17 protein-coding genes and 1 tRNA gene are annotated in these 22446 nt (G+C 60.7%); 8 read left to right on the top strand and 10 right to left on the bottom strand.

All coding sequences use genetic code 11. The features are described from left to right. Positions 1-117 precede the first annotated feature (117 nt). The 3 genes from Enr8_RS17495 to Enr8_RS17485 form a co-directional block, all read right to left on the bottom strand. Positions 118-2334: a hypothetical protein gene (locus Enr8_RS17495; RefSeq protein ID WP_146433917.1), complete on the bottom strand. Its 2217-nt coding sequence runs from the start codon at positions 2332-2334 to the stop codon at positions 118-120. 96 nt (positions 2335-2430) lie between these two features. Then, complete coding sequence (locus Enr8_RS17490) at positions 2431-5529, bottom strand: serine/threonine protein kinase (protein WP_146433915.1); 3099 nt, start codon at positions 5527-5529, stop codon at positions 2431-2433. Positions 5530-5748: 219 nt separating this feature from the next. Next, positions 5749-6777: a threonine aldolase family protein gene (locus Enr8_RS17485; RefSeq protein WP_146433913.1), complete on the bottom strand. Its 1029-nt coding sequence runs from the start codon at positions 6775-6777 to the stop codon at positions 5749-5751. Between the two features lie 183 nt (positions 6778-6960). On the opposite strand from Enr8_RS17485, the gene rlmKL reads away from it, so the two are divergent. The 7 genes from rlmKL to Enr8_RS17450 all read left to right on the top strand — a co-directional run bounded on the left by rlmKL (position 6961) and on the right by Enr8_RS17450 (position 13476). Beyond that, positions 6961-9150 (top strand): bifunctional 23S rRNA (guanine(2069)-N(7))-methyltransferase RlmK/23S rRNA (guanine(2445)-N(2))-methyltransferase RlmL, encoded by a 2190-nt coding sequence (rlmKL, locus tag Enr8_RS17480; RefSeq protein ID WP_146433910.1) that lies wholly within the window; start codon positions 6961-6963, stop codon positions 9148-9150. 108 nt (positions 9151-9258) lie between these two features. Then, the gene (gene hisD, locus Enr8_RS17475) at positions 9259-10620 is read left to right on the top strand and encodes a histidinol dehydrogenase (protein ID WP_146433908.1); all 1362 of its coding nucleotides are present in this window, start codon (positions 9259-9261) and stop codon (positions 10618-10620) included. A gap of 24 nt (positions 10621-10644) precedes the next feature. Further along, a complete protein-coding gene (hisC, locus tag Enr8_RS17470) occupies positions 10645-11706 on the top strand; it encodes a histidinol-phosphate transaminase (protein WP_146433906.1) in 1062 nt (353 codons plus the stop codon). Position 11707: 1 nt separating this feature from the next. Further along, positions 11708-12301, top strand: a complete 594-nt coding sequence (gene hisB / locus Enr8_RS17465; RefSeq protein WP_146433904.1) for an imidazoleglycerol-phosphate dehydratase HisB — start codon at positions 11708-11710, stop codon at positions 12299-12301. Between the two features lie 74 nt (positions 12302-12375). Beyond that, positions 12376-12657 (top strand): hypothetical protein, encoded by a 282-nt coding sequence (locus Enr8_RS17460; protein WP_146433902.1) that lies wholly within the window; start codon positions 12376-12378, stop codon positions 12655-12657. A 9-nt stretch (positions 12658-12666) separates the two neighbouring features. Then, on the top strand, positions 12667-12990 hold the full coding sequence (locus tag Enr8_RS17455; RefSeq protein WP_456236735.1) for a DUF7779 domain-containing protein: 324 nt from the start codon (positions 12667-12669) through the stop codon (positions 12988-12990). A gap of 30 nt (positions 12991-13020) precedes the next feature. Beyond that, the gene (locus Enr8_RS17450; protein ID WP_146433898.1) at positions 13021-13476 is read left to right on the top strand and encodes a hypothetical protein; all 456 of its coding nucleotides are present in this window, start codon (positions 13021-13023) and stop codon (positions 13474-13476) included. On the opposite strand, the gene Enr8_RS17445 is transcribed toward Enr8_RS17450, so the two are convergent. From Enr8_RS17445 to Enr8_RS17415, 7 genes are all read right to left on the bottom strand, one after another. Continuing rightward, positions 13466-14761 carry a 6-phosphofructokinase gene (locus tag Enr8_RS17445; protein WP_146433896.1) on the bottom strand — a complete coding sequence of 432 codons (1296 nt, stop codon included), beginning with the start codon at positions 14759-14761 and terminating at the stop codon, positions 13466-13468. The genes Enr8_RS17450 and Enr8_RS17445 overlap by 11 nt on opposite strands. A 284-nt stretch (positions 14762-15045) precedes the next feature. Continuing rightward, positions 15046-16392 (bottom strand): acetyl-CoA carboxylase biotin carboxylase subunit, encoded by a 1347-nt coding sequence (gene accC, locus Enr8_RS17440; protein ID WP_146433894.1) that lies wholly within the window; start codon positions 16390-16392, stop codon positions 15046-15048. 32 nt (positions 16393-16424) lie between these two features. After that, positions 16425-16895 carry an acetyl-CoA carboxylase biotin carboxyl carrier protein gene (accB, locus tag Enr8_RS17435; protein ID WP_146433892.1) on the bottom strand — a complete coding sequence of 157 codons (471 nt, stop codon included), beginning with the start codon at positions 16893-16895 and terminating at the stop codon, positions 16425-16427. A gap of 67 nt (positions 16896-16962) precedes the next feature. Next, complete coding sequence (locus Enr8_RS17430) at positions 16963-18069, bottom strand: M24 family metallopeptidase (protein ID WP_146433890.1); 1107 nt, start codon at positions 18067-18069, stop codon at positions 16963-16965. Between the two features lie 189 nt (positions 18070-18258). Beyond that, positions 18259-18936, bottom strand: a complete 678-nt coding sequence (locus Enr8_RS17425) for an HAD family hydrolase (protein ID WP_146433888.1) — start codon at positions 18934-18936, stop codon at positions 18259-18261. Positions 18937-18992: 56 nt separating this feature from the next. After that, positions 18993-20180: a S1C family serine protease gene (locus tag Enr8_RS17420; protein WP_146433886.1), complete on the bottom strand. Its 1188-nt coding sequence runs from the start codon at positions 20178-20180 to the stop codon at positions 18993-18995. Between the two features lie 60 nt (positions 20181-20240). Further along, positions 20241-20311 (bottom strand) — tRNA-Gln (locus tag Enr8_RS17415). 170 nt (positions 20312-20481) lie between these two features. Here Enr8_RS17415 and Enr8_RS17410 point away from each other — a divergent pair. Next, the gene (locus Enr8_RS17410; RefSeq protein ID WP_146433884.1) at positions 20482-22161 is read left to right on the top strand and encodes a SpoIIE family protein phosphatase; all 1680 of its coding nucleotides are present in this window, start codon (positions 20482-20484) and stop codon (positions 22159-22161) included. Positions 22162-22446 lie beyond the last annotated feature (285 nt).

Here is a 22446-nt window from a genome sequence, read left to right as displayed (position 1 = left end):
CGGAAGGGCGAAATGCGATGGTTTCGTCATTCGAGCTTCGACATTCGTCTTTCACTTGCGTCCACATTCCCTCGCTTGCGCAGCGGGCTAGTGTCGCGTGGAGAGTCTAACTCGCATCTACGGCGTTCGCATGTTGGCGAGCGCCGTGCCCAATTCGACCTGTTTGGCCTGCGGCAAGCGGACCATCAGGTTCTTGCTGGGGGCGTCGTAGATGAGAGCGAACTGCGGATCGTCAGCGATCGCCAGTTCTTTCTTCAGGCGATTGATCAGGGCGTTGGCTCGCGTCGGGCCGTCGGCCAGATCGCTGATCGGATAGAACTCGACCTCGGGCCGAGTGGCTAGATCGGACTTCATGGCGACTTCCAGCGTGCGATCGTCAATGACGCGGAAGTCCATCTCCAGCGGATCGAGCAGCGTGTTCAGCGCCTCTCGCAGCGGGACGTCCAGCGCGAGCATCGTCGCTTCGGTCGCGGGGTTCCAACCTTCTTTGAGCAGCGACTGCCAGTCGATCAGCAGAATTACGCCGGTCGTATCTTCCAGCTGTTCGGTGATCTCCAGCAGTTCGGCCGGCTCGGCGAAGGTAAGCTGCACCTTCTTGTCGAGCATCGCGGCGCCTTGCTCGGTGCGTGGGGCAAGCTCGAAAAGCTTTTCGTCGTAACGACTGCGCGGATCCAAGCCGCGGGCGACGCGCAATTTTTCGACCAGCACCAAAGCTTGAAAGACGGTCTTGGAGTCGGCCGCCAGTTGCAGTTCTTTCTTGCCCGTGCGGCAAGTGTTGCCGCCGCCGGCGCCTTGCCACGAGGTTGGTTCGACCAGGTGGGTAATGTTGTAGGCGAGTTCGGCGACCTCTTGATCGTCGTCGGCCAGATCGTCGACCTGGAAGCGAATCGTCGGCCGCTGCATGCCGGCCTGCTTGAGCGGCACAATGCGAATCTGGTCGCTCTGCACGTCGACCGACATCCGCAAGGGCTCAACGGCGCCCCGGAGGAGACGCTCGGTGTTGGTCCCCTTTTGATTGACGTTGATCTTTTTGTCGCCGACGATATCGGCCGATTGCAGCGCGAGCGGATCGACCGATATCGGGATCGTGCTCCAGCGGGTCAGGTTGCGGAGGTGATCCAACAGCGGAATGTCGCGGAACCGGGCGTTGAGGAACGGATCGTTCAAGCGAGCCGCGACGTTGACGGCCCGTGGCGCCGGCTTCTTGGCGACAGGTTCTTGCGAAGGGATCGAGGCTGGATCGGGAAGCGGCGCTTCAGGCTGGGCCGTTTCGGCGAGCGACTGCGAATCGGGGGCGTCAAACACCGACTCGTCAAACAGCGGGAACGCTTCGCCCAGCACGCCGGTCAGCGGATCCTGGGCGAACTTCATCCGTTGTTCGTCACTCGGTTCGGCGGCGTCGTTGGCGGCAACCTCTTCTGGGGCCGGCTGCTCGCTCTTCGGCTTGGCGCTATCGGGGACGTCAAACAGGAACGGGTTTTCCTGCGGCTGCGATTCGTCGAGCGGCATCTCGGCCGGCGGCTTTTCGGCAACGGTCTCCGGGGCCGGTTTCTCGGCCGGGGGATTCGCTTCTTTCGGCGCGGGAGTTTTGTCAGCTGGATTGGTCGGCGGGGTCGGCTGCTCGGTGGTTTCGTCTTGCGGCGGCTTGGGCTCTGCGCTCGGTGATTCGACCGGGGTTTCCGGGGCGACTTCGGCAGACGTGGCCGGGGTTTCGATCTGGGCGACCGGTTGGTCGTCGATCAAGATTTGGCGAACGACCAGCGTCAGCAGCAAACCGCCGACCACCACGCCGCCGCCGATCATCGCAATCAGGCGATAGGTCGCGAACTTCGATTTTGCCGGCAGCGTGGAAGGAAGTTCTGCAGGATCGGCTTCACCCGCCGCGACGGGCTGCGCCGTTTCCGGCTTCGCCGCTTTATCAGCGGACGCTTGGGACGTGGCGGATGGCGAAGTCGCCGGCTGGGAAGTCGACGGCGGAGGCGCCGATGACTCGCCGGACAGCAACGCCGCCGCATCGGCAAACAATTCTTCCGAGCTTTCCGCGTCGGCTGCAGCGGTAGCGGCCGCCGCTTTCGGTTTGGGGGACGGCGCTGACGAGGCGGCTCGCTTGATGGCGGTGGCCGGTTTGGACGGCGTTGATTTCGACTCCGCAGGCTTCGATGGGGCCGACTTTGATTCGGTCGGTTGCGGGCTACGAGCCGACGACGTCGCCTGCGGCAATTGCACCGTCTTGGCGTTGGCCGATTCAGATGACGTCAGATCCCCTTCGGCGTCGGGCGCCACGATCTGCACCATGCTGCCGCACTTCGGGCAGGGCAGAATCTGTCCGATCAACTCCGCGTGTTTTACACGGAGAGGCGCACGGCAGGTCGTACATCGGATCGAGAAAGGTTCCACTTCGTTACGCTGGGGAGTGTTAGTCCGGCCCTTTTATTTTTTCAGTTGAAACGGAGCTGGCAACTCATATTTTTTCTTGGCTGCCTGGGCTCGCGTAGTAATCAATATAACCTTCTCACCGTCCGGATTCTCCGGATCGGGGCCAATTACATAGACAAGTTTTTGATCCGCTTCGTTAGGAGCGGTCACCGTGGTGATCGGATTCGCCTTCATCAGAAGGGCGACTAAGACCTCTTCGGCCGGCTTGTCCATCATGTTGAATTGCCGGATCTGCTGGTTCTGGGTAATGCCGTCCAACTGCAAGTCCCCCCCCAGCAATTTGACCGGGGCCCCCAATTCGTCACCGAAAAATCCCATGGCGAAGTCGAGCGACGTTTGCGGAAACCCAAGGCTGATCTTGTTCTTCAGCTTCTGCTGAAGCGTTTGCGCCCCACCGCCGCCACTGGCGATTGCCGTGGGGGGAGCCGCACTCGCGCCGCCGGAAGAAGCGGAGATCGTTAACTCCGACGCCGCCAACAGGTTGGGCGCCGCGTACGAGGGCAACGCGATGTTGACGATCGCCTGTTTGCCGTCGGCGCCGGTCCGGGTGAACTTATGCACAAACTCGAGCATCGTCGGGAACTTGCCGCCCAGCGACTGCCAGTACGGAGTCGGGCTGAGTTGGGTGACCGTATTGGCGACCAGCTTCGAGCCGCCCAGGATGCGAGCCCGCAGCGACTCGGCCAGGCCAAACGGTTCGGCCGCCAGCGAGCCGATAAAGCGACCTTCGGTATAGCAATGCGTCGCGTCGAGCTGGCAGCTGACCAGTCCGGCTTGAATCATATCGCCCAGGAACCAGCTGACCGGTTCTTTCAAGCTGGCCAAGTTGCCCGAGCCGAGCGGCGACTGCGGCGACATCAAGTAACGAGCGTCGAACAGCAGGTTGAGCGTGCGCTGGTCATCGGACGAGCGGCGCAGTTGTTCCATTTCGAGCGGCAACAGCGGCGCTTTTCCGCCGGACGCGGCGATGGCGGCTATGTCGCTATCGGCGCCCATCACAAAGCCGCGATCACTGGCGCCGGGTAGCGGAAAGAACGACCAGGCGCCGAGCTTGAAGTATTGCGCCGGCCCCTGTCCAACCGACTGCGCTCCGCCCCATTTCGACATCAGGTTGGTCGGACCTTTCAGGCGAACGACAATCGTCGGTTGCGCTGCGGGCGTGGTCGGTCCATAGGCGAAAACAGCCGATTCGACCTCGCTCCAGCTAAATCGACTGGTCGTTTCCCAGCCTTTCCAAACGGCGTTGAACTGTGGGCCGAGCGCTGCGAGCACTTGCTGGCCCGGCTGACTGCCGGTCAGTTCGTCGACGCGCAAGGTCAACACGCTTTTGACGCCGGTCGGTAGCCCTTCCAATGTGATCGGGGCGCCTTGGGTGGGCGAGGCCCACAGCGTTTGTTGATCGTCGGCGACAAGTTGCACCGGCATGCCGTCGCCAGCGGGCGGATTGGCTGGTGGGTTGCTCGGGCCGTTGCCGCCGCCCATGGGGTTGGCGGGAGGATTACTGGGATCGGTCGGGGCCGGCGACGGATCGTTGTCAGCGACGTCACCGCCATCGCCAGACATGTTTTGCAGCACGTAGATCCCCGCGCCGCCCATGCCGATCGCCAGTAGACCGAGCACGACCAGTTGCGTGATTCGTTTGACCTGTTTCTTTTTGCGGGCACGTTCGGCCAGGATTGCCGCCCGGCTTTCTCCCTGGACGCCAGCGACCGGCGCGCCGGAAGCTGGTACGCCGACTGGGGTCGCCACGGGAGCGCCAACCGGCGTCGCCACCGGCGCTGCGACGGGAGTCGCTACCGGAGTCGCCATCGGAGCCGCGGTTGGCGGAACTCCGTAGCCGGGCATGGGAGGCGGGGTCGGCGGTGCGCCGGGCATCGGCATCCCGGGACCGCCAGGCGTCGGCATGCCGGGAGCGCCAGGCATCGACATGCCGGGACTGCCAGGAAACGGCGCGGCGGTGGGCGGAGAAAAGTGTTGCGGCATCCCTTGGGGCGGCGTCGCGCTGGGGGGCGGCGACGTCTGCGGCAGCGACTGCTGGTAAGCGCCAAGGGTTGGCGGCGCCGTGACGACCGGAGGATTGAGCTGCGACGGATCGACGTGGTGGGCGAGTGCACTAGCGACGTCGCCGGCCGATTGATAACGGACCGTAGGGCTCTTCGCCATCATGTAGGCGAGCGTCTGAAACATCGGCGGCGGGATCTGCGGCGCTTGGGCGACCGGTTCGCCGGCATGACGGCTGAACTTTTGCTGGAGGTCGCCGCCGGCGAACGGCGGATTGCCGGTCAGCAGATCAAACAGGATGCAGCCGAGCGAGTAGATGTCGCTAAGTCGCGTTGGGGGCGTACCCGGCGACGATAACTCTGGCGCCGTAAAGTCGGCTCGGCGGAGCGTCGCTTCGTCCGCCTTGTTCCAATCGGCCGGGCTGGGAAGCTGCAGCGGGTTGTTCATCACCTTCAGGTTGCCGTTGGCTTCCAACCACAGCGCGTCGGGCGTCAGGTTCCCCTGGATGATGCCGATGCTATGCAAGCAATCAACCGCCAAGGTCGCTTGTCGCACCAGGCGAGCACAGTCGGCGGCCGGAACGGGTTGACCCGGCCCCGGGCGACTTTCCTGCAGCGGGTTGCCGGTCGGCTCTTCGGTCGCGAGGAAGCGGTTGCCGCCAACCTCCAGCAACTCAAAGCAGCGCCAGAGATGCGGGTGGGGCGCAGCGCAGCGACTGCGAATCTGTTGCTCGACCACCGCCCAGGCTTGCGGGTTGTCGAGGATCGATTTCGAGATCTTGTGCAGCAGCACCGGATGACCCGACTCGACATGCACGGCGCGATACGCCCCGGCCAGTAGACCAGCGTCGATGCGGTCGAGCAGCTTGTAGGCGCCCAGCTGAAATGGGCCTGACTTGCCGCCGAGCAAAATACGGGCCTGGTACGGGGTGATCGCCGACTCGCTGATCAGCCACTTCGCCAATTTTTTGGGATCGGCGTCCCCATTGGCTTGCTGCTTGTAACTCTCGTGGAGTTGCTGGCAGCGGTCCTTCGGCAGCAAGTTGCTTTTCAGCAACAATTTCCAGAAATCGTGAGTGTTCGCGACGGCCATGCGGTGGGAAGTCTTGCGAGGGTGGAACGAAGGTGATTTTCAGGGCGTCTGCCGCAGTTAAGTCTCTATAACTCTTTAGCTTACATTCTTTTGCCGGATCACGGCAAAGAGAATGCAAAAATAGGGCGCAACTGCGCGGTTCGCTCCCTCTTGGCGAAATACGTCTCTGGTTGTAGCAATTATTCACCCCTCCGCCTATTTCGCGGGGGGAAGATCAAATCAACTTCCTAGCTTTTTTAAGATCGTCGCCGCTTCTTCGATCTGGGGGCGAGTGACATCGAGATGGGTCACCGCTCGCACTTCCTGTGCGCTGACCGGCAGCATGGCGACGCCTGCTTCTTTCAGCTGGGAGACGAATTGGGCCGCCGTGCCGATTTTTGGATCGACCTGAAAGATGACGATATTGGTATCGACCGTCTCGGGGGTCAGCGACAGATGGGCCGACTCGCCAATCGCGGCGGCCAAGATTTGGGCGTGCTGATGATCTTCGACCAGCTGATCGCGGTTGTGCAGTAGTCCGTAGAGCGCCCCGGCGGCGATGATGCCGGCCTGACGCATGCCGCCGCCAAACAGTTTGCGATGGCGGCGGGCTTCGCGCATCCTATCGGCCGGACCGGCTAGGCAAGAGCCAACCGGCGCCCCCAGCCCTTTGCTGAAGCAGACGCTGACCGTATCAAAATGTTGGCACCAATCGGCCAGCGAGACGCCGGTGGCCGCAACGGCGTTAAACAACCGAGCCCCATCCAGGTGGGTGATCAGCCCGGCGGCATGGGCCCAACTGCAAATCTGCTTGACATATTCGTACGGCTGAACCTTGCCGGCGCCCCGGTTGTGCGTGTTTTCGAGACAGACCAACCGCGTGCGGACCATGTGGTCGTTCTCGGGACGGATCAAACCGTCGTGCAGTTGCTCCGGTTTCAGGACGCCGTATTCCCCTTCAATCGTCCGGGTGGCGACGCCGCTCAGCTGGGCGAAGGCGGCTTGCTCGTAGTTGTAAACGTGGCAGCCGGCTTCGCAGATGAACTCGTCCCCCGGCTTGCAGTGGATGCGGATCGCGATCTGGTTGGTCATGCTGCCTGAGGGCATGTAGACGGCCGCCTCTTTGCCGAGCAACTCGGCGGTCAGCCGCTCGAGCCGATCGACGGTCGGATCAACGTCGATCACGGCGTCTCCCACTTCAGCGTTGGCCATCGCCTCGCGCATGGCGGGTGTCGGTTGGGTGACGGTGTCGCTGCGGAGGTCGATCATGGCGTTCCTACGGGAAAGCGGGAAGTGAGCGAAATTTGGCATCTAGGACCTTCAATTATCCGCTTTCTGCCCTGGGAGCCAAGCCGACGGGGGATCGCACCCCGCGGAGTCATTCGCGAACCGGCCCCAATCGAGTAGGATGAACGGTTTCCTCGCAGCCTTTCGCCAGCCGCAGAGAGTTCTTTGGACGACGCTTACGACTTATTGGCCGCGGCCGCTTTTGGCATCGAAAAGGTCGCTGCACGCCAGATCGAGCAACTTGGCTACGAGCCGAAGATCATCGGCTCGGGCAAGATCTTGTTTCGCGGTACTATGGAAGACGTCGCCAAGACCAACCTTTGGCTGCGAACCGCCGACCGCGTGCTGATTCGACTGGGGGCGTTCAAGGCCGATGACTTTGGGTTGCTGTTTGACGGCGTCCGGGCATTGCCTTGGGAAAAATTCATTCCGGCCGACGGCTGCTTTCCGGTGAATGGACGTTCGCTGAAGTCGCAACTTTCGAGCGTGCCGGCCTGTCAAAAAATCGTCAAGAAGGCGATCGTCGAACGACTGTTGGCCGAACATGGCGTCAGCGAATTGCCAGAGACCGGCCCGCGGGTGACGGTCGAAGTGGCGCTGCTGGAAGACGAAGCGACGCTGACCATCGACACGACCGGCGCCAGTTTGCATAAGCGGGGCTATCGCCGTCTGGTCGGTCCGGCGCCGCTGAAAGAGACGCTGGCCGCGGCCCTGATTGATCTCAGCTTTTGGAAGCCGGGACGTCCCTTGATCGACCCCTTCTGCGGCAGCGGCACGATCCCGATCGAAGCGGCGCTGGTCGCGCGGAACTTTGCGCCCGGTTTGACCCGCGAGTTCGATTTTGAGAGCTGGCCGCTCACTTCGCCCGAGATGATATCCGACCTGCGGGCCGACGCTCGCAAGGCGAAGCGGAAGAAGCTCGACCAACCGTTGCGCGGCTTTGATACCGACGCCGATGTGCTGCGGCTGGCTCGCCAGCATGCCAACACCGCCGGCGTGTCGCATGATGTGATTTTCGAGCAGCGCGACTTCCGCGATCTACGCAGCGACGAAGAGTATGGCTGCATCATCACCAACCCGCCTTACGGCGAGCGAATTGGCGAACGCCGCGAACTCGATCAGCTGTACAAGACCTTCCCGCATGTGCTGCGGCATTTGCCGACCTGGTCGCACTATGTACTGACCGCCGAGTCGCAGTTTGAGCGTTTGATCGGTCAGGAGGCGGATCGACGCCGTAAGATCTACAACGGGCGGATCGAGTGTCAGTACTACCAGTTCTACGGACCGCGTCCACCGAAAGAGCTGGACATGCCGGCCAGCGCGGAATTGGAAACGAGCGATGTTGAATCGCCTCCGCAAGAACCAAAGCCGGAACCAGCCGCGATGCCTGCCTTTGGCGGACTGACGGGGAAAGCGGACAAGCAGGCCGAACTGTTCACCAATCGCCTGGTCAAACTGCAGCGCCACTTGCGCCGCTGGCCCAAGCGAGGCATCCATTGCTATCGCTTGTACGAACGCGATATTCCTGAGATCCCGCTGGTGGTCGATCGCTATCACGACTATCTGCACCTCAGCGAATACGAACGTCCGCACGACCGGACGACAGCGCAACATGCCGAGTGGCTTGATCGCATGGCCGACGTCGCCGCCGATGCGCTGGAGATTCCGCGGGAGAACGTCTACGGCAAGACCCGCGTCGTGCAGCGGGGCGACCAACAGCATCAACGGCAAGACGACCGCCGCGTGACGATCGACGCCGAAGAAGGTGGCCTGAAGTTTGAGGTCAATCTTTCGGACTATGTCGATACGGGCCTGTTCCTGGATCACCGCGTCGCCCGCGGAATGGTGCGGGACGAAGCGAAAGGGAAACGTTTTCTCAATCTCTTCTGCTACACCGGCGCCTTCTCGGTATATGCGGCCGACGGAGGCGCGGCCAGCACGACGAGCGTCGATCTGTCTCCCACTTACCTGGCGTGGGCCGATCGCAACTTGCGGCGGAACGGTTTCCGCGGCGGCGAACATCGCCTGCTGCAGGGAGATGTGATGCAGTGGCTGCGGGCGCCGGTTGAAGAGACGTACGACTTGGCGGTTATCGATGTGCCGACCTTCTCCAACAGCAAGCGGACCGAGACCGTCTGGGACGTGCAGCAAGACTACGAGGAGGCGCTCGAACTGCTGATTTCGCGGATGGCGCCGGAGGGAGTGATCTACTTTTCGACCAACTTCCGCCGGTTCAAATTTGATGAATCGCTGTTCGATGGGCTCTCGATTCGGGAGATCTCGAAGCGAACCGTCCCCGAAGATTTCCGCAATAAGCGAATCCATCGCTGTTGGCGGATGATCGTACGCCCCTGATTTGGGTGGGGGCTACCCTTTCGTGATCGCCTTCCAGTGAACAAAATAGGGCTCTGCCCTGTCCTGTTGGACCGACCTGCCACCTTTGTAACGCCGCTTGAAAGCCCGATGGCCGAAATCGCTTTGAACATCGCTCGTATTGACGCTCGCCAGGACGACGTTCCGGCCCGTCTTGCCGAACTTCGCGAAAAGCTCAGCCCCCGCGGCAACGTGGTCAGCGAAGCGGGGCGCCGCCGCACGATCGAAACGTTTGGCGAACCCCTCTCGCCGCAACAAGTGGTCGAGCGAATCTGCCACGAGGTGCAGACCGAAGGCTTGGCCGCCGTACTTCGCTACAGCGAAAAGCTAGACGGCAAGCAGCTGACCGCCGAGACGATCCGCGTTCCGCAATCCGAACTAGAAGCGGCTCATGCTGCGGCGGCGCCGGAGTTTCTGGAAACGCTCCGCAAGATCCGCGAAAACATCTGGGAGTTTCAAACCGCGATCCTGCACAAAGATGTGCAAGTCGATCGCCCCGACGGCAACTTCCTGCGGCAGCGTTACTTGCCGCTTCAGCGAGCGGGGCTCTGCGTGCCTGGAGGCGCGGCAGCGTATCCTTCAACCGTGCTGATGACCGCGGTCCCGGCCTTGGCCGCTGGGGTCAAAGAGTTGGTCGTCGTCGCTCCACCGACGCCGTTCGGTTCGTACAACACCGACTTGCTGGCGACCTGCCATGAGTTGGGCGTGACCGAGGTCTATCGGATGGGTGGCGCTCAAGCGGTCGCGGCCCTCGCCTATGGCGTCGAAGGGATTCCGCAAGTCGACAAGATCGTCGGCCCTGGCAACCTGTTCGTGGCGCTTGCTAAGAAACATGTCTACGGCGAGGTCGACATCGATTCGATCGCCGGACCGAGCGAAGTGGTGGTCATCGCCGACGAGACGACCCGCGCCGATTACACCGCCGCCGACTTGTTGGCTCAGGCCGAACATGCGCCCGGCGCCAGTATTCTGATCACCTGGAGCCCCGCGACGCTGGAGGCGACCTACGCCGAACTCAATCGCCAGGTCGCGCTGCTCGAACGGTGCGAACTAACGGTGCAAAGTCTGGAAGCGTTCGGCTGTTTGATCTTGGCCGAAAGCCAAGAGCAAGCTTGCCAACTGGCGAACGAAATCGCGCCGGAGCATCTGCACATCGCGACCGACAGTGCAGAGACGCTGCTTGACAAGATTCCGAACGCCGGAGCGACCTTCTTGGGCAACTACACGCCGGTGGCGCTGGGCGACTATGCGGCTGGGCCTTCGCACGTGTTGCCGACCGGTGGCACGGCGCGATGGGCGAGCGGATTGTCGGCCAATGATTTTCTGCGCTCAAGCAGCGTGATTCATTACACCGACGCCGGCATCCAAGCGATCGCCCCCCATGTTCAGCGGATGGCGGACAAAGAAGGGCTGACCGCTCACCGCCGCAGCGTTGATATTCGCGTTTCCTAATTCTCCTACCTTCGAGTCTGCGCTATGTCTTTCGTGCGACCAGAGATCGACGCGATGGCCGGCTACGTGCCGGGCGAACAGCCGCAAGCCGGCAAGTTCATCAAGCTGAACACCAACGAAAATCCGTATCCCGCGAGCCCGGCGGTAACGCGTGCGATTAAGGAACGACTTGATCAGGGACTGGAGCGTTATCCCGATCCGCTCTGCAACTCGTTTCGCATGCGGGCCGCCGAGGTGTTGGGCGTTGAGCCTGACTGGATTCTTTGCGGCAACGGCAGCGACGACATTCTGACGATCGTCACCCGGGCCTTTATGGGCGCCGGCCAATGGTTGCGGCTGCCGACTCCCAGCTATGTCTTGTACAAGACGCTCGCCGAGATCCAAGGCGCCGACAGCGAAGAAATCGCGTTCAATCCTGATTGGTCGCTGCCCGACGCCTTCTCGACCGGCAGCAACCAGTTGCGGCTCGCCTTTCTGCCGAACCCGAACAGCCCCTCCGGGACGATCGTGCCGAAGGCGCAGATCGCGGCGGCGGCTGACGCCCTCCCCTGCCCTTTGTTGGTGGATGAAGCGTACGTTGATTTCGCCGATGAAAACTGCATTGACCTGGTCAAGCGGAACGACAAGGTCCTGGTGTCGCGGACGCTGAGCAAATCGTACGCGTTGGCGGGATTACGGTTTGGTTACGTCGTCGCTCAGCCGCACATCATCGCCCAGTTGATGAAGGTGAAGGATTCGTACAACTGCGACTCGCTGTCGATCGCCGGGGCTACCGCGGCGATTGACGATCAGCAGTGGCTGAAAACCAATCGCGAAAAGGTGATCCAAACGCGAAAGCGAATGACCGCTAAAATGCGTGAAATCGGTTTCACCGTACCTGACTCGCAGGCAAATTTCGTTTGGGGGACCTTCCCCGGGAAGAATCTAAAGGCGGTCTACGAGTTTCTCAAACAGAATCGAGTGCTTGTCCGATACATGCACTATCCGAATTTCGAACCAGGGATTCGCATCTCGGTCGGCGGCGACGATCAAATCGACGCTTGTCTGATGTTGATCGAAACCGCGTTGGCTCAAGGAATCGCTTAAGATGTCGCGCACCGCGAAAATCAGCCGGCAAACGGCCGAAACGCAAATCGAATTGGAACTGAACCTCGACGGCGAGGGGAAAAGCGAGATCTCAACCGGCGTCGGCTTTTTCGATCACATGCTCGAGTTGTTCACGCGGCATGGCTGCTTCGACTTGAAGGTGAAAGCCAACGGCGATCTTCACGTCGATCAACACCATACGGTCGAGGACGTCGGCATTTGCCTCGGCCAGGCGATTCGTCAGTCGATCGGCGACAAGAAGGGGATTCGTCGCTACGGCCACTTCACGCTGCCGATGGAAGAGACTCTGTGCACGACCGCGGTCGACCTGTCGGGCCGCTACTTCCTGGTCTTCAACGCCCAGTTCCATTCGCCCAAGATTGGCGAGTTCGACAGCGAACTGGTCGAAGATTTCTGGCAATCGACCGCCGCAAACGCCCTGTGCAATCTGCACGTCAACGTCTTCTACAGCCGCAACAGCCACCACGTCGCTGAAGCGATCTTTAAATCGGCCGCGCGGGCGCTGCGGATGGCGGTAGAGCATGACCCACGCATGCCTGGGGTGCCGAGCACCAAGGGGACGCTGTCGGAGTAGCCGCCCAGTTCCTCCTCGACCGCACCGCCGCACGCCGGCGCGAGCAACCAACCGACGCAGAAGACGCCCAAAGCTTGGCCGCCGACCTCGACGGCTTGGCCCTTGCCCTGGGACAAGCTGGCGCCTTCATCGTCAAACATCGCGGCACCCTGGCTGCCTACCGCACCCGCTGGCAAGAGCAAGAAAAAAAAGTGCTCGAGTGGTTCCACGAGCCGACGATGAACTACCCTAAGAGCGTCGCCACCATCTGGCAGACGAGCATCGAGGAGCTCAGCGAGCATGGCCCGCTACTTGCTAACTGCCTGTTGGAAAATGCCCTCGTGGCATTTTCCAACCTCGCCAGTCTCAGAGCATAGCTCTTCGCGATCCAGCAGCCTGTTGAGAAAATCAACGGACTGCTAAACATCCTCTGCTGGCTGGCGCCTGACCCCATCCCGCTGGCGATGCTGGAGAAGTTGAAAGAGCAGGAAGGCGTCGACCCAATCGACGTCGAACAGGCGGTGGCCGATCTGGCGACCTATTCGCTGGCCATGTGGACCGATTACGGCGAAGGGATTCAGGTGCATCGATTGGTGGAGGAGATTACACGGTTTCGGCTGCCGGAGGTGGCGCGGGAGGAGAATTTATTGACGGCGCTGGAGATGGTCAATGCCAGCTTTCCCAATGAGTCCAGTGACGTTCGATTTTAGCCTGAATGTCTGGCGGCCCAAACGCATGCATTGTCCGTCACGGAACATGCCGAGGCGATTGGGAACCCGTCGCCGACCGGTCGGTTGTTAAATCAGTTGGGACAATTCTTTCACGCTCGTGCTCAATTCTCGGAGGCGGAGCCGCTGATGCGTCGGACGGTGGCGATCTTCTGCCAGTTCACCGTGGAAACGGGGCATCGTCATCCAGATTTGCTAGTGGCGATTGGGAACTATTGGACTTTGCTCGTCGAGATGAACATCCCCGAAGCGGAACGATTCCAGCGTTTGCTGGAAGCCGGCGTCGATCTAGCCTGGCTGCAAGACAACAACACCCAATACACCCTACCCACGTTTCTAGGCACAAAAGGACGTGGCCTTGGCACCCGTTTCTTTTGCCTGGCAAGAAACAAAAAACGGCCAGCCATTCTTCCGAATAGCTGGCCGTTTCTGATTTTCAAACGATCAACAACCAAGTCTAGTCGTTGATGTACGTCTCCAGGAACCGCGCCAACCGATGAAAATCGCTCATCGGGTTGATGTAGCGGACGACCGTGACCAGGGTTTTGGGGTCGACCAGGTTCTCGAAGGCGACGTAGTGCAAATTCAACTGGCCCGAGACCGAGACCATCACGCCGTTCAGGCCTTCTTCGACCAGGGCGCGGTAGGCGCCGACGCCGAGTTGGCTGCCGAGCATCACGTCGAAGGCGTGCGGTTTCGAGCAGCGGGCTTCGTAGCCCAACTGCAGGCCGTTCACCTTGCGGCTGCGGCCCGTTTTTTCTTCGTACCGCTTCGAGATCCACTTGGCGAACTGGCGGCCCAGGCTGACGTCGGTGATCGAGATGTGACCGTGGTCGTCGCGCTTGATCCCTTCCAGGTATTCCGGCGGCAGCAGTTCGGCCAGGCCTTCGGCCAGGATGATGACGCCGAAACGTTTGCCTTCGGCTTCGCGGGCGAGCATCGTTTTGACGATGCGGTCGACCACCTTCTCGACGTCCATGATCTTTTTGACGCGGCCGTCGACTTCTTCTTCGCGAGCGACATAATCGCCGTTGATGTCTTCGACGCTGATCACCAGGCTCGCTTCGCCGGCGATCGCGGTACCGTACGGCAACCAACCGGCGCTACGGCCCATGCATTCGACCAGGAAGTAGGCCTGCCCCGCTTCCGCATCGTACAGCAGGTTGCGGATTTCGTTGGCCAGGAAGTCGACGGCGGTAAAGTAACCGAAGGTGAAGTCGATTCCCATGTAGTCATTGTCGATCGTCTTGGGCAGGTGGACGACCGGGATCTTGTGGCTCCCTTCGGGGAGCGTCTCTTGGAACATCTTGAACTTGTTGGCGGTCTTCAGCGTGTCGTCGCCGCCGATCGAGATGAGGGCGTCAACGCCGAGCGAGCACAAAGCTTCGTAGACCGTCTTCAGCGGGGCCGAGCGTTCGGGATCGCTCAGGTGATCGGGGTGCGAGACCTGCTTGCCCGGGTTGGCGCGGGCGGTGCCGATCATGATCCCCTGCTGAGCCCGCGAACGGGACAAGGCTTGATGATCGAGCATGATGTAGTCGCGGCCCAGTTCCATCGGGCGATCTTCGGCGAACTGCATCAGGTTCGAGTAGCCATGTTTAATGCCGAGCACTTCGACGTCGTTGCGGAGGAACGAGACCGCCGCGGTCGAAATCACCGCGTTGGCGGCCGGCGCCGGACCGCCTGCGAACAGGATCGCCACGCGGCGGAAGTTGTGTTGCTTTTTCGGGGGACGTGCCAACGTGTTCGACATGGGGTAACTCCTGACCGACCGGTGATTACGGACGCGTTTTGGCGTGTGTGATGACTACTGCCGAAAACGCGGCAGGGAGAGTAACGATTTGATTGTATTGAGCCGGCGCCGCGCCACAAGTTTACCCGCTTTGCCCTGGGGATCGAAACTTGCCCCTGTTGGCCGCCTGGATGGCGGTATGGGAAACCTGACGCCGCAACAGCGAGTGTGAGGCGATGGGTCGCGCGTTGCAAAAGGGGGCGCAAACGCGAAATTTTTTCATGCGCAAGTCGCAGCCAAGTCGGCTACGACTGCAAAAAGGTCCGTTCGACGTAGGTGGTGTCGATCTTCCCTTCGGCAAAGGCCGAGTGGTTGAGCAACATCTTGTGGAACGGGGCCGTGGTGCGGATGCCGTCGGTCCGGATCTCGTCCAGCGCCCGCAACATGCAGCGAATCGCCTCTTCGCGCGTCTTGCGATGGACGATCAGCTTGCCGATCATCGAGTCGTAGTGCGGCGGCACGGTGTAGCCGCTGTAGACGTGCGAATCAAACCGGACGCCGGGACCACCGGGCGCGATGAACCGCTCGATGACGCCTGGGCAGGGCATGAAGTTGCGATCGGGATCTTCGGCGTTGATGCGGCATTCAATCGCGGCGCCTTCGATCTTAATGTCATCCTGTGTGAACGGCAGCTTCTCGCCGGCGGCGACGCGGATTTGCGCCTGGATCAGATCGACGCCGGTCACCATCTCGGTCACTGGGTGCTCGACTTGGATGCGGGCGTTGACTTCGATGAAGTAGAAGTTCTCGTCTTTGTCGACGATAAACTCGACCGTGCCGGCGTTGTGGTAGTTGGCGCCTTGGATCATGCGAACCGCCGCGGCGCAGATCGCTTCGCGGGTTTCGGGCGACAGGTTGGGCGCCGGGCTTTCTTCGATCAGCTTTTGGTGGCGACGCTGCGTCGAGCATTCGCGTTCGTACAGGTGCACGACGTTGCCATGCTGGTCGGCGATGACCTGCACTTCGACATGCCGCGGGTGCTCGACATATTTTTCGAGATAGACGCCGCCGTTGCCGAACGCCGCTTGGGCTTCGGTCTGGGCTTGCTGCAGCGCCGTCTTCAGCACCAGATCGTTGGCGGCGACCCGCATGCCTTTGCCACCGCCGCCGGCGGTCGCTTTGATCAGAACGGGGAAGCCAATCTCGTGGGCGATCTTCATCGCCTCTTCGTGATCTTCGATCAAGCCGTCCGAACCAGGCACGACCGGCACATCAGCCGCGCGGGCCATCTTGCGGGCTTCGTTCTTATCGCCCAGCCGCTGCATCGCGTCAGGCGAAGGACCGATGAAGTCGATGTTGCAGCTGCGGCAGATCTCGTTGAACTGGGCGTTCTCGGCCAAAAAGCCATAGCCGGGATGGATCGCTTCGACGTTGCCGACTTCGGCGGCGCTGATGACGCGATCGATCTTCAGATAGCTTTGAGCGCTCTTGGCGGGGCCGACGCAATAGGCTTCGTCGGCCAGGTCGAGATATGCGGCGCCACGGTCGGCTTCGCTGAAAATAGCGACCGTTTCGACGCCAAGTTCTTTACACGCGCGAATAATACGCAGGGCGATCTCGCCGCGATTCGCGATCAGAATGCGGTTATACATGAATGGGTCCGATTACGGGACAGAAGCGCGACTTAGCCGCGCGGGTCGACCTTGAACAACGGCTGGCCGTACTCGACCGGGTCTTCGTTTTTGACCAGGACGGCGACGATCTTGCCGGTCAGTTCGGCTTTGATTTCGTTGAAGACCTTCATGGCTTCGATGATGCAGACGACCGAATCTTCGCCGATGTGGTCGCCCACTTTGGCGAAGTTTTCGGAGTCGGGCTTCGGCTTGGCGTAGAACGTGCCGACCATCGGGCTGTTGATCGTCACCAGGTGCGAGTCTTCGGCCGGAGCGGCGCCGCCGGCGGCAGCAGTCGGAGCAGCTGCAACCGGCGCCGGAGCCGGTGCGTAAGCGACGGCCGAACCGCGCTTCATCTGAATCTGCTTTTCCCCTTCCCGAAGGTCGATTTCCGAAAGCTCGTGCTCTTTCATCAGTTCGATGAGTTGTCGCAATCGATCGAGATCAAAGACGCCGCCGGTGGCGGGCTCGGACTTGGCCATGGATGGAAGGTCTCCGGAACGCGGCTTACGCGCCGCTTGGTCTTATTGGGAAAGGAAGCGCTAACGGTCAGTCGATAACGCTCGCGTCGAAATCTTTCGGTACGCTGGTTAAAACTTCGTGACCGGTCTTGGTGACCAGCACGTCGTCCTCAATGCGAACACCGCCAAACCCAGGAATATAGATGCCCGGCTCCACGGTGACCACCATGCCTACCTGCAGGGGGCGGGTTTGAGAACTGTTAAATCGGGGTGCCTCGTGGACGTTGAGGCCGATGCCATGACCCAGGCCATGGCCAAATCGCTTTGCAAAACCAGCCTCGGCGATCACATCGCGGGCCGCTTTGTCCACGTCGCACAGCATTGCGCCAGGCTTGATCGACTGGATTGCGCGAAGCTGGGCGGTTAAGACAATCTCGTAGATTCTCTTGATTTTGGGCGAAATTTTACCGGTCGCCAAAACACGCGTCAAGTCGCTGACGTACCCCCCAGCTTTGGCGCCCCAGTCGATCAAAACGAAGCCGTCTTCGCCGATTTTCTTCTCGCTGGGAACACCATGCGGCAGTGCGGCCCGCTCTCCCACGCCCACGATCGGCGCAAAGCTGAGCCCGGAACCGCCAAAGCGCCGGACCTGATACTCGAGGTCGGCGGCGACTTGCCGTTCGGTCTGCTGTTTGGTCATTGCGGCGACGACGACGGCAAACGCCTTTTCGGCACAGTGGATCGCTTGGCGAATGGCCACGATTTCCTGAGCGTCCTTGATCTCGCGGAGCTGTTCCACCAGACCTGAGGTAGGAATTATCGTCGTGCCGATCAGCTTGGCGGCCAGCTGATCTCGCTCGGTAAGAGTGACCGAATCGGCTTCAAACGCCAGTTGCGCGACGCCGGTCGATTTCACCAACTTGTCGACGGTGGCCAGGATCGACTTGCCCGGCAGACGGCTGGCGATCTCTAGTCCGGGGCATTCTTCTTCGATCTGCTGCGTGTAGCGGGGATCGGTCAGCAGCATCTCGGCGTCGGCGGCGACCAGCAGATAGCTGTCTTGTCCAGAAAACCCAGTTAAATTCGTAACGTTGCTGACGTTGGTAATCAGGATCGCGGCGGCGCCTTCTTTCTTCACCAAGCGGCGAAGCTTGTTGCGACGAGCGGCGAATCGGTCGTGTTCGGCAGTCGGCATCGGCGTTGGACGTTGGTTAGCGACTTGATATGCGTCAGATGTACCAAGCTTGATTTTTCCGGTTTTTCGTTTCTCCGCAAGATTGGGGCGCCCTCGAAAGGGTGGCTAAACGGGGAGTTTCTTGTCAGGATAAGAGAATAGTAGCCAGTTGCAATAAGGTACTGCCCTGCCGGCTCGCTGGCGAGTCGCCTATTGGGCCAGAGCATCCAGAAACTCAGCCGCGTCGGCGAGATCGTCCATCAACAGGTCAGGCTCACTTTGGGCCAGGACGTCGCGATCAAACACGCCGGTTGCGACCGCCAGCGCTTTGGCGCCGATATGCCGGGCGCAGCGGACGTCGTTGGCGGTGTCGCCGATCACCCAGATCTGATCGCCGGCGACCGCTTGCCCTAGATGCGATTCGCAGGCGTCTTTGGCGGCCTGGGCGACGTCGTTGCGATCGGGATGCAAATCGCCATAGCCGCCGAACGCAAAGTGGTGCATCAGGTCGTAGTGGGTCAGCTTCAGGTAGGCGCCTTGAGCGACATTGCCGGTCAACAGACCCAAGGCGATATCTTCGCGCTCGGCCAATTGATCGAGCAACTCGACAATCCCCGGCAACACGCGTCCCTGACGAAGCGGCAGATTGCGGGCCAGTCCGGCCATGTAGCTGCTTAGGAATTTTTCCCACACGTCCTCGGTTAGTTGCTTGCCGGCGTCGCCAAACAGTTCGGTGGCGATACCACGGTCGGTCTTGCCGCTGACGCGCACGCCGGTTGTCTGGACGTCGATGCCGGCGGTCGACTGGAACGAGTCGATCATGGCGTCTTTGCCGGCGCCGGCGGTGTTGACCAGGGTTCCATCAATGTCAAACAGGCAGATTTTCATTCGTTTCGCTTTTATTGGCTATCGAGGTGAAGACGTCCGAAGATGCTGGGCGAAGCTTAGCGGGCTTCCGCCAAGGTGACGTCAACTTTGACTTCTTGCGGATCGGGAGTTCCGGCGCCACGGATGACCGTCACCTGAACTGTGTCGCCTGCCTTGTGCTGGAACAATTGGCCGGTGATATCGGTGTGATTGTTCACCGGGTTGCCATCGATGGCGATGATGACGTCGCCAAACTTATCGACCCCCTGCTGGGTGATGATCGTTGGCTCCAGGCCTGCTTTGGCGGCGGGACTGTCGGGGATGACGTCGCCGATCAAGGCGCCCTTCAATTGCAGTTGGCTGACTGCGGCGGCCGGCAACACGGCGACTCCCATGTAGGGGCGCGATACCTTGCCGGTGCGCAGGATCTCGGTCGTAACGGCGTTGACCGTATCGACTGGGATCGCCAGGCCGATGCCGGAGTAGGCGCCAGAGGGACTGTAGATCGCCGTGTTCAAACCAATCAATAGGCCGCTGCTGTCGAGTAGCGGACCGCCCGAATTGCCGGGATTGATGGCGGCGTCGGTTTGAATCAGGTCGTTGATCGGCTGGCCCGAGTCGCTACGGATCGAACGCCCTAGCCCGCTGATCACGCCGGTGGTCAAGGTTTGGTCGAAGCCAAACGGGTTGCCAATCGCGAAGACCTTTTGGCCGACTTTGAGATTCTCGGACTGGCCAACCTGCAGCGGCACCAGCGGTGCGTTCTGGGGATTGACCAATTGCAGCACGGCCAGATCGTTATCGGGCGAACCGCCGAGGATTTGGGCCTCGCGCGAGGAATGGTCGGCGAAGGTGACGATCGCCCGGCCGCCGCTTCCCTGGTCGACGTCGCGAATGACGTGATAATTGGTGACGATATGCCCTTTCTTGTCCCAAACGATGCCGCTACCGGCGCCCGAGGGGATTTCGACCGGGTTAACGTTCATCGCTCGCCGGGCGAAAGCGGTGGTCGTGATGTAGACGACCGACGGCGAGGCTGATTCAAACAGCTCGATGGTGGATGTTTCGTCCGCGGCCAAATCCCCCCGAGCGGTGATCTGGCGGGGAGCGGCGTTGGGATCGATGACGGGAGCTTGGTCTGACAGCATGAAACTGCTGACGACCCACGAAACCCCTAAAGCGATCGCAAAACAGAAGACAAACAGCCGTAAAAATGCGATCGCACTCGGTTGCGCCCGCTGCTCTGGCGGCGTTCCAGTGCTCATGGGGCCTCTCGTGGCGTTGGCGAGCGAGGGGGGAAGGTGGCCATCGCTCGATGAAAGAAGCTGGGGAACTAGGATTTGAACCTAGACTAACAGAGTCAGAATCTGTCGTGCTACCGTTACACTATTCCCCAATCGGTTCGTAAAGAGTATGGCGTAAGTTGCTTGGCGTCAAGGGATTCAGCCGCTGGCGATTTACCCCGTCGGCTGATAGACTATTTCTGATCTAGTGGGGGGAAATCAGCGAGTGGTTCGCGCAGCCATTTTCCACCCCCATCGCTATTCCACTGACGCAGCGACGCCGATGAGCAGTTATCTAGTAGCGGTCAACGGTTCGGACGCCGGAAAGAAAATTTATCTGGCGGGCGATAAGTACGTGATGGGACGGCATCCGGAATGCGATATCGTCGTCGACGCCGGCGCCGTCAGCCGCCATCACGCCCAGATTACCCGCAAAAGCCAGGACCTGATGATCGAGGACCTGGGGAGCCGGAACGGGACGTTCGTCAATGACACGGCGATTCATTCGCTGCAGAAGCTTAAAGATGGCGACATGATTCGCGTCTGCGACGTCACGTTCACTTTCCATCTCGATCAGCCTTTCGCCCCACCTTCGTCGCGCAGTTTGACCCAGCGTGAAGGGGGCGGCGTCTACGGTACGATCATGGTCGATGACGACTCGGCCCCGTCGACGATCATGTCGCAGCTAGAGGTCTCGTCGCAGGCCGGCGGCGTCTCGCTGCAAGCCAGCGCCGAGGTGAAACTTGCCGCGCTGCTCGAAATCACGAAAAACCTGGGCGGAGTTATCGCCCCGGAAGACGTTTTCCCGCAGGTGCTGGCCAGCCTGTTCAAGATTTTTCTGCAGGCCGATCGCGGGTTCATCATCCTGCAGGATGAAAAAGGAGGCTTAACGCCTCGCTGGACCAATACCCGCCGACCCGGCGACGAAAACATCCGGATCAGCCGCACGGTCATCAACCATGTGATCGAGAAAAAGCAGGCGATTCTGTCGGCTGACGCCGCGGCCGACTCGCGGTTCGAGATGAGCCAGAGCATCACCGACTTTCAGATTCGCTCGATCATGTGCGCCCCGCTGATCGACAGCGATGGCAAGGCGTTTGGCGCGTTGCAGATCGATACGCTTGATCAGCGCAAGCGGTTCCAGCAGGAAGATCTGGAAGTGCTGATGAGCGTTGCGTCGCAGGCCGCCATTTCGATCGACAACGCACAACTGCATCAAAAGGCGATGAAGCAGCAGGAGATCGAACGCGATCTGAAGCTCGCCAGCCAGGTGCAGATCGGCTTCTTGCCGAAAGGCAAGCCGGCCGCTCCGGGGTACGATTTCTTCGACTACTATCGCGCCGCCAACTCGGTCGGCGGCGACTATTACGATTACATTCCGCTGCCGAACAATCGCGTGGCGATCTTGCTGGGAGACGTGGTCGGGCACGGCATCGCCGCTTCGCTGCTGATGGCCAAGCTGTCGGCCGACGCCCGATATACGTTGGCGTCGATCGAGGATCCGGCCGAAGCGTTCTGCACGCTCAACAACACCTTCAGCGAAAGTATTCCGGACGACCAGTTCGTGACGCTGGTGCTGAACATCTTGAACTTTGAGAAGCATGAGCTGACCGTACTCAACGCCGGTCACATGGCGCCGATGCTACGGCGCACCAGTGGCGCCGTCGACGATATCGGCGAGGCCGAAATCAGCCTGCCGCTGGGCGTTTTCCCTGATCTGGAATACGAGAAAGCGACGGTTCCGATCGCGGTGGGTGAACGGATCATTTTGTTCACCGACGGCATCAACGAAGCGATGGACGCCAACGACGAGCAGTTCGGCATTCCCCGCGTTCGCGAGCGAACCCAGCAGGAATTTCCGACCGTCGCCCAGCTTGGTCAGGCGATCGTTCAAGACGTCCGCGAGTTCATGGGCTCGCAGTTCGATGACATGTGCCTGGTTTGCTACGAGCGGTTGGATTAAGGCGTTTTCCGCTTCGCGTTCCCCATCGTAGCCCGAGGCGCCAGCCGAGGGAAAACGTTCACTAGAGCGTTTTTCTGATAGCTGTAGCGTTTCTGGCGTTAGTGAGGCAAGCTGGTCACGGCGGCCGCAACCAGCCAGAACGATACAGATGGAGGAAAACCGCTCTAATTGCTTGCGACCACATTCCCTTGCTGGCGCGGCGGGCTAGTGTCTTAACTCCCTGCCGCTTTCCGCTCTCCGCTTTCTCTTCGACCGCATTCCCTCGGCTCGCGCCTCGGGCTACGA

Source organism: Blastopirellula retiformator, from assembly GCF_007859755.1.
GTDB classification, from domain to species: Bacteria; Planctomycetota; Planctomycetia; order Pirellulales; family Pirellulaceae; genus Blastopirellula; species Blastopirellula retiformator.
This window is presented reverse-complemented; position numbering and strand designations above follow the sequence as displayed.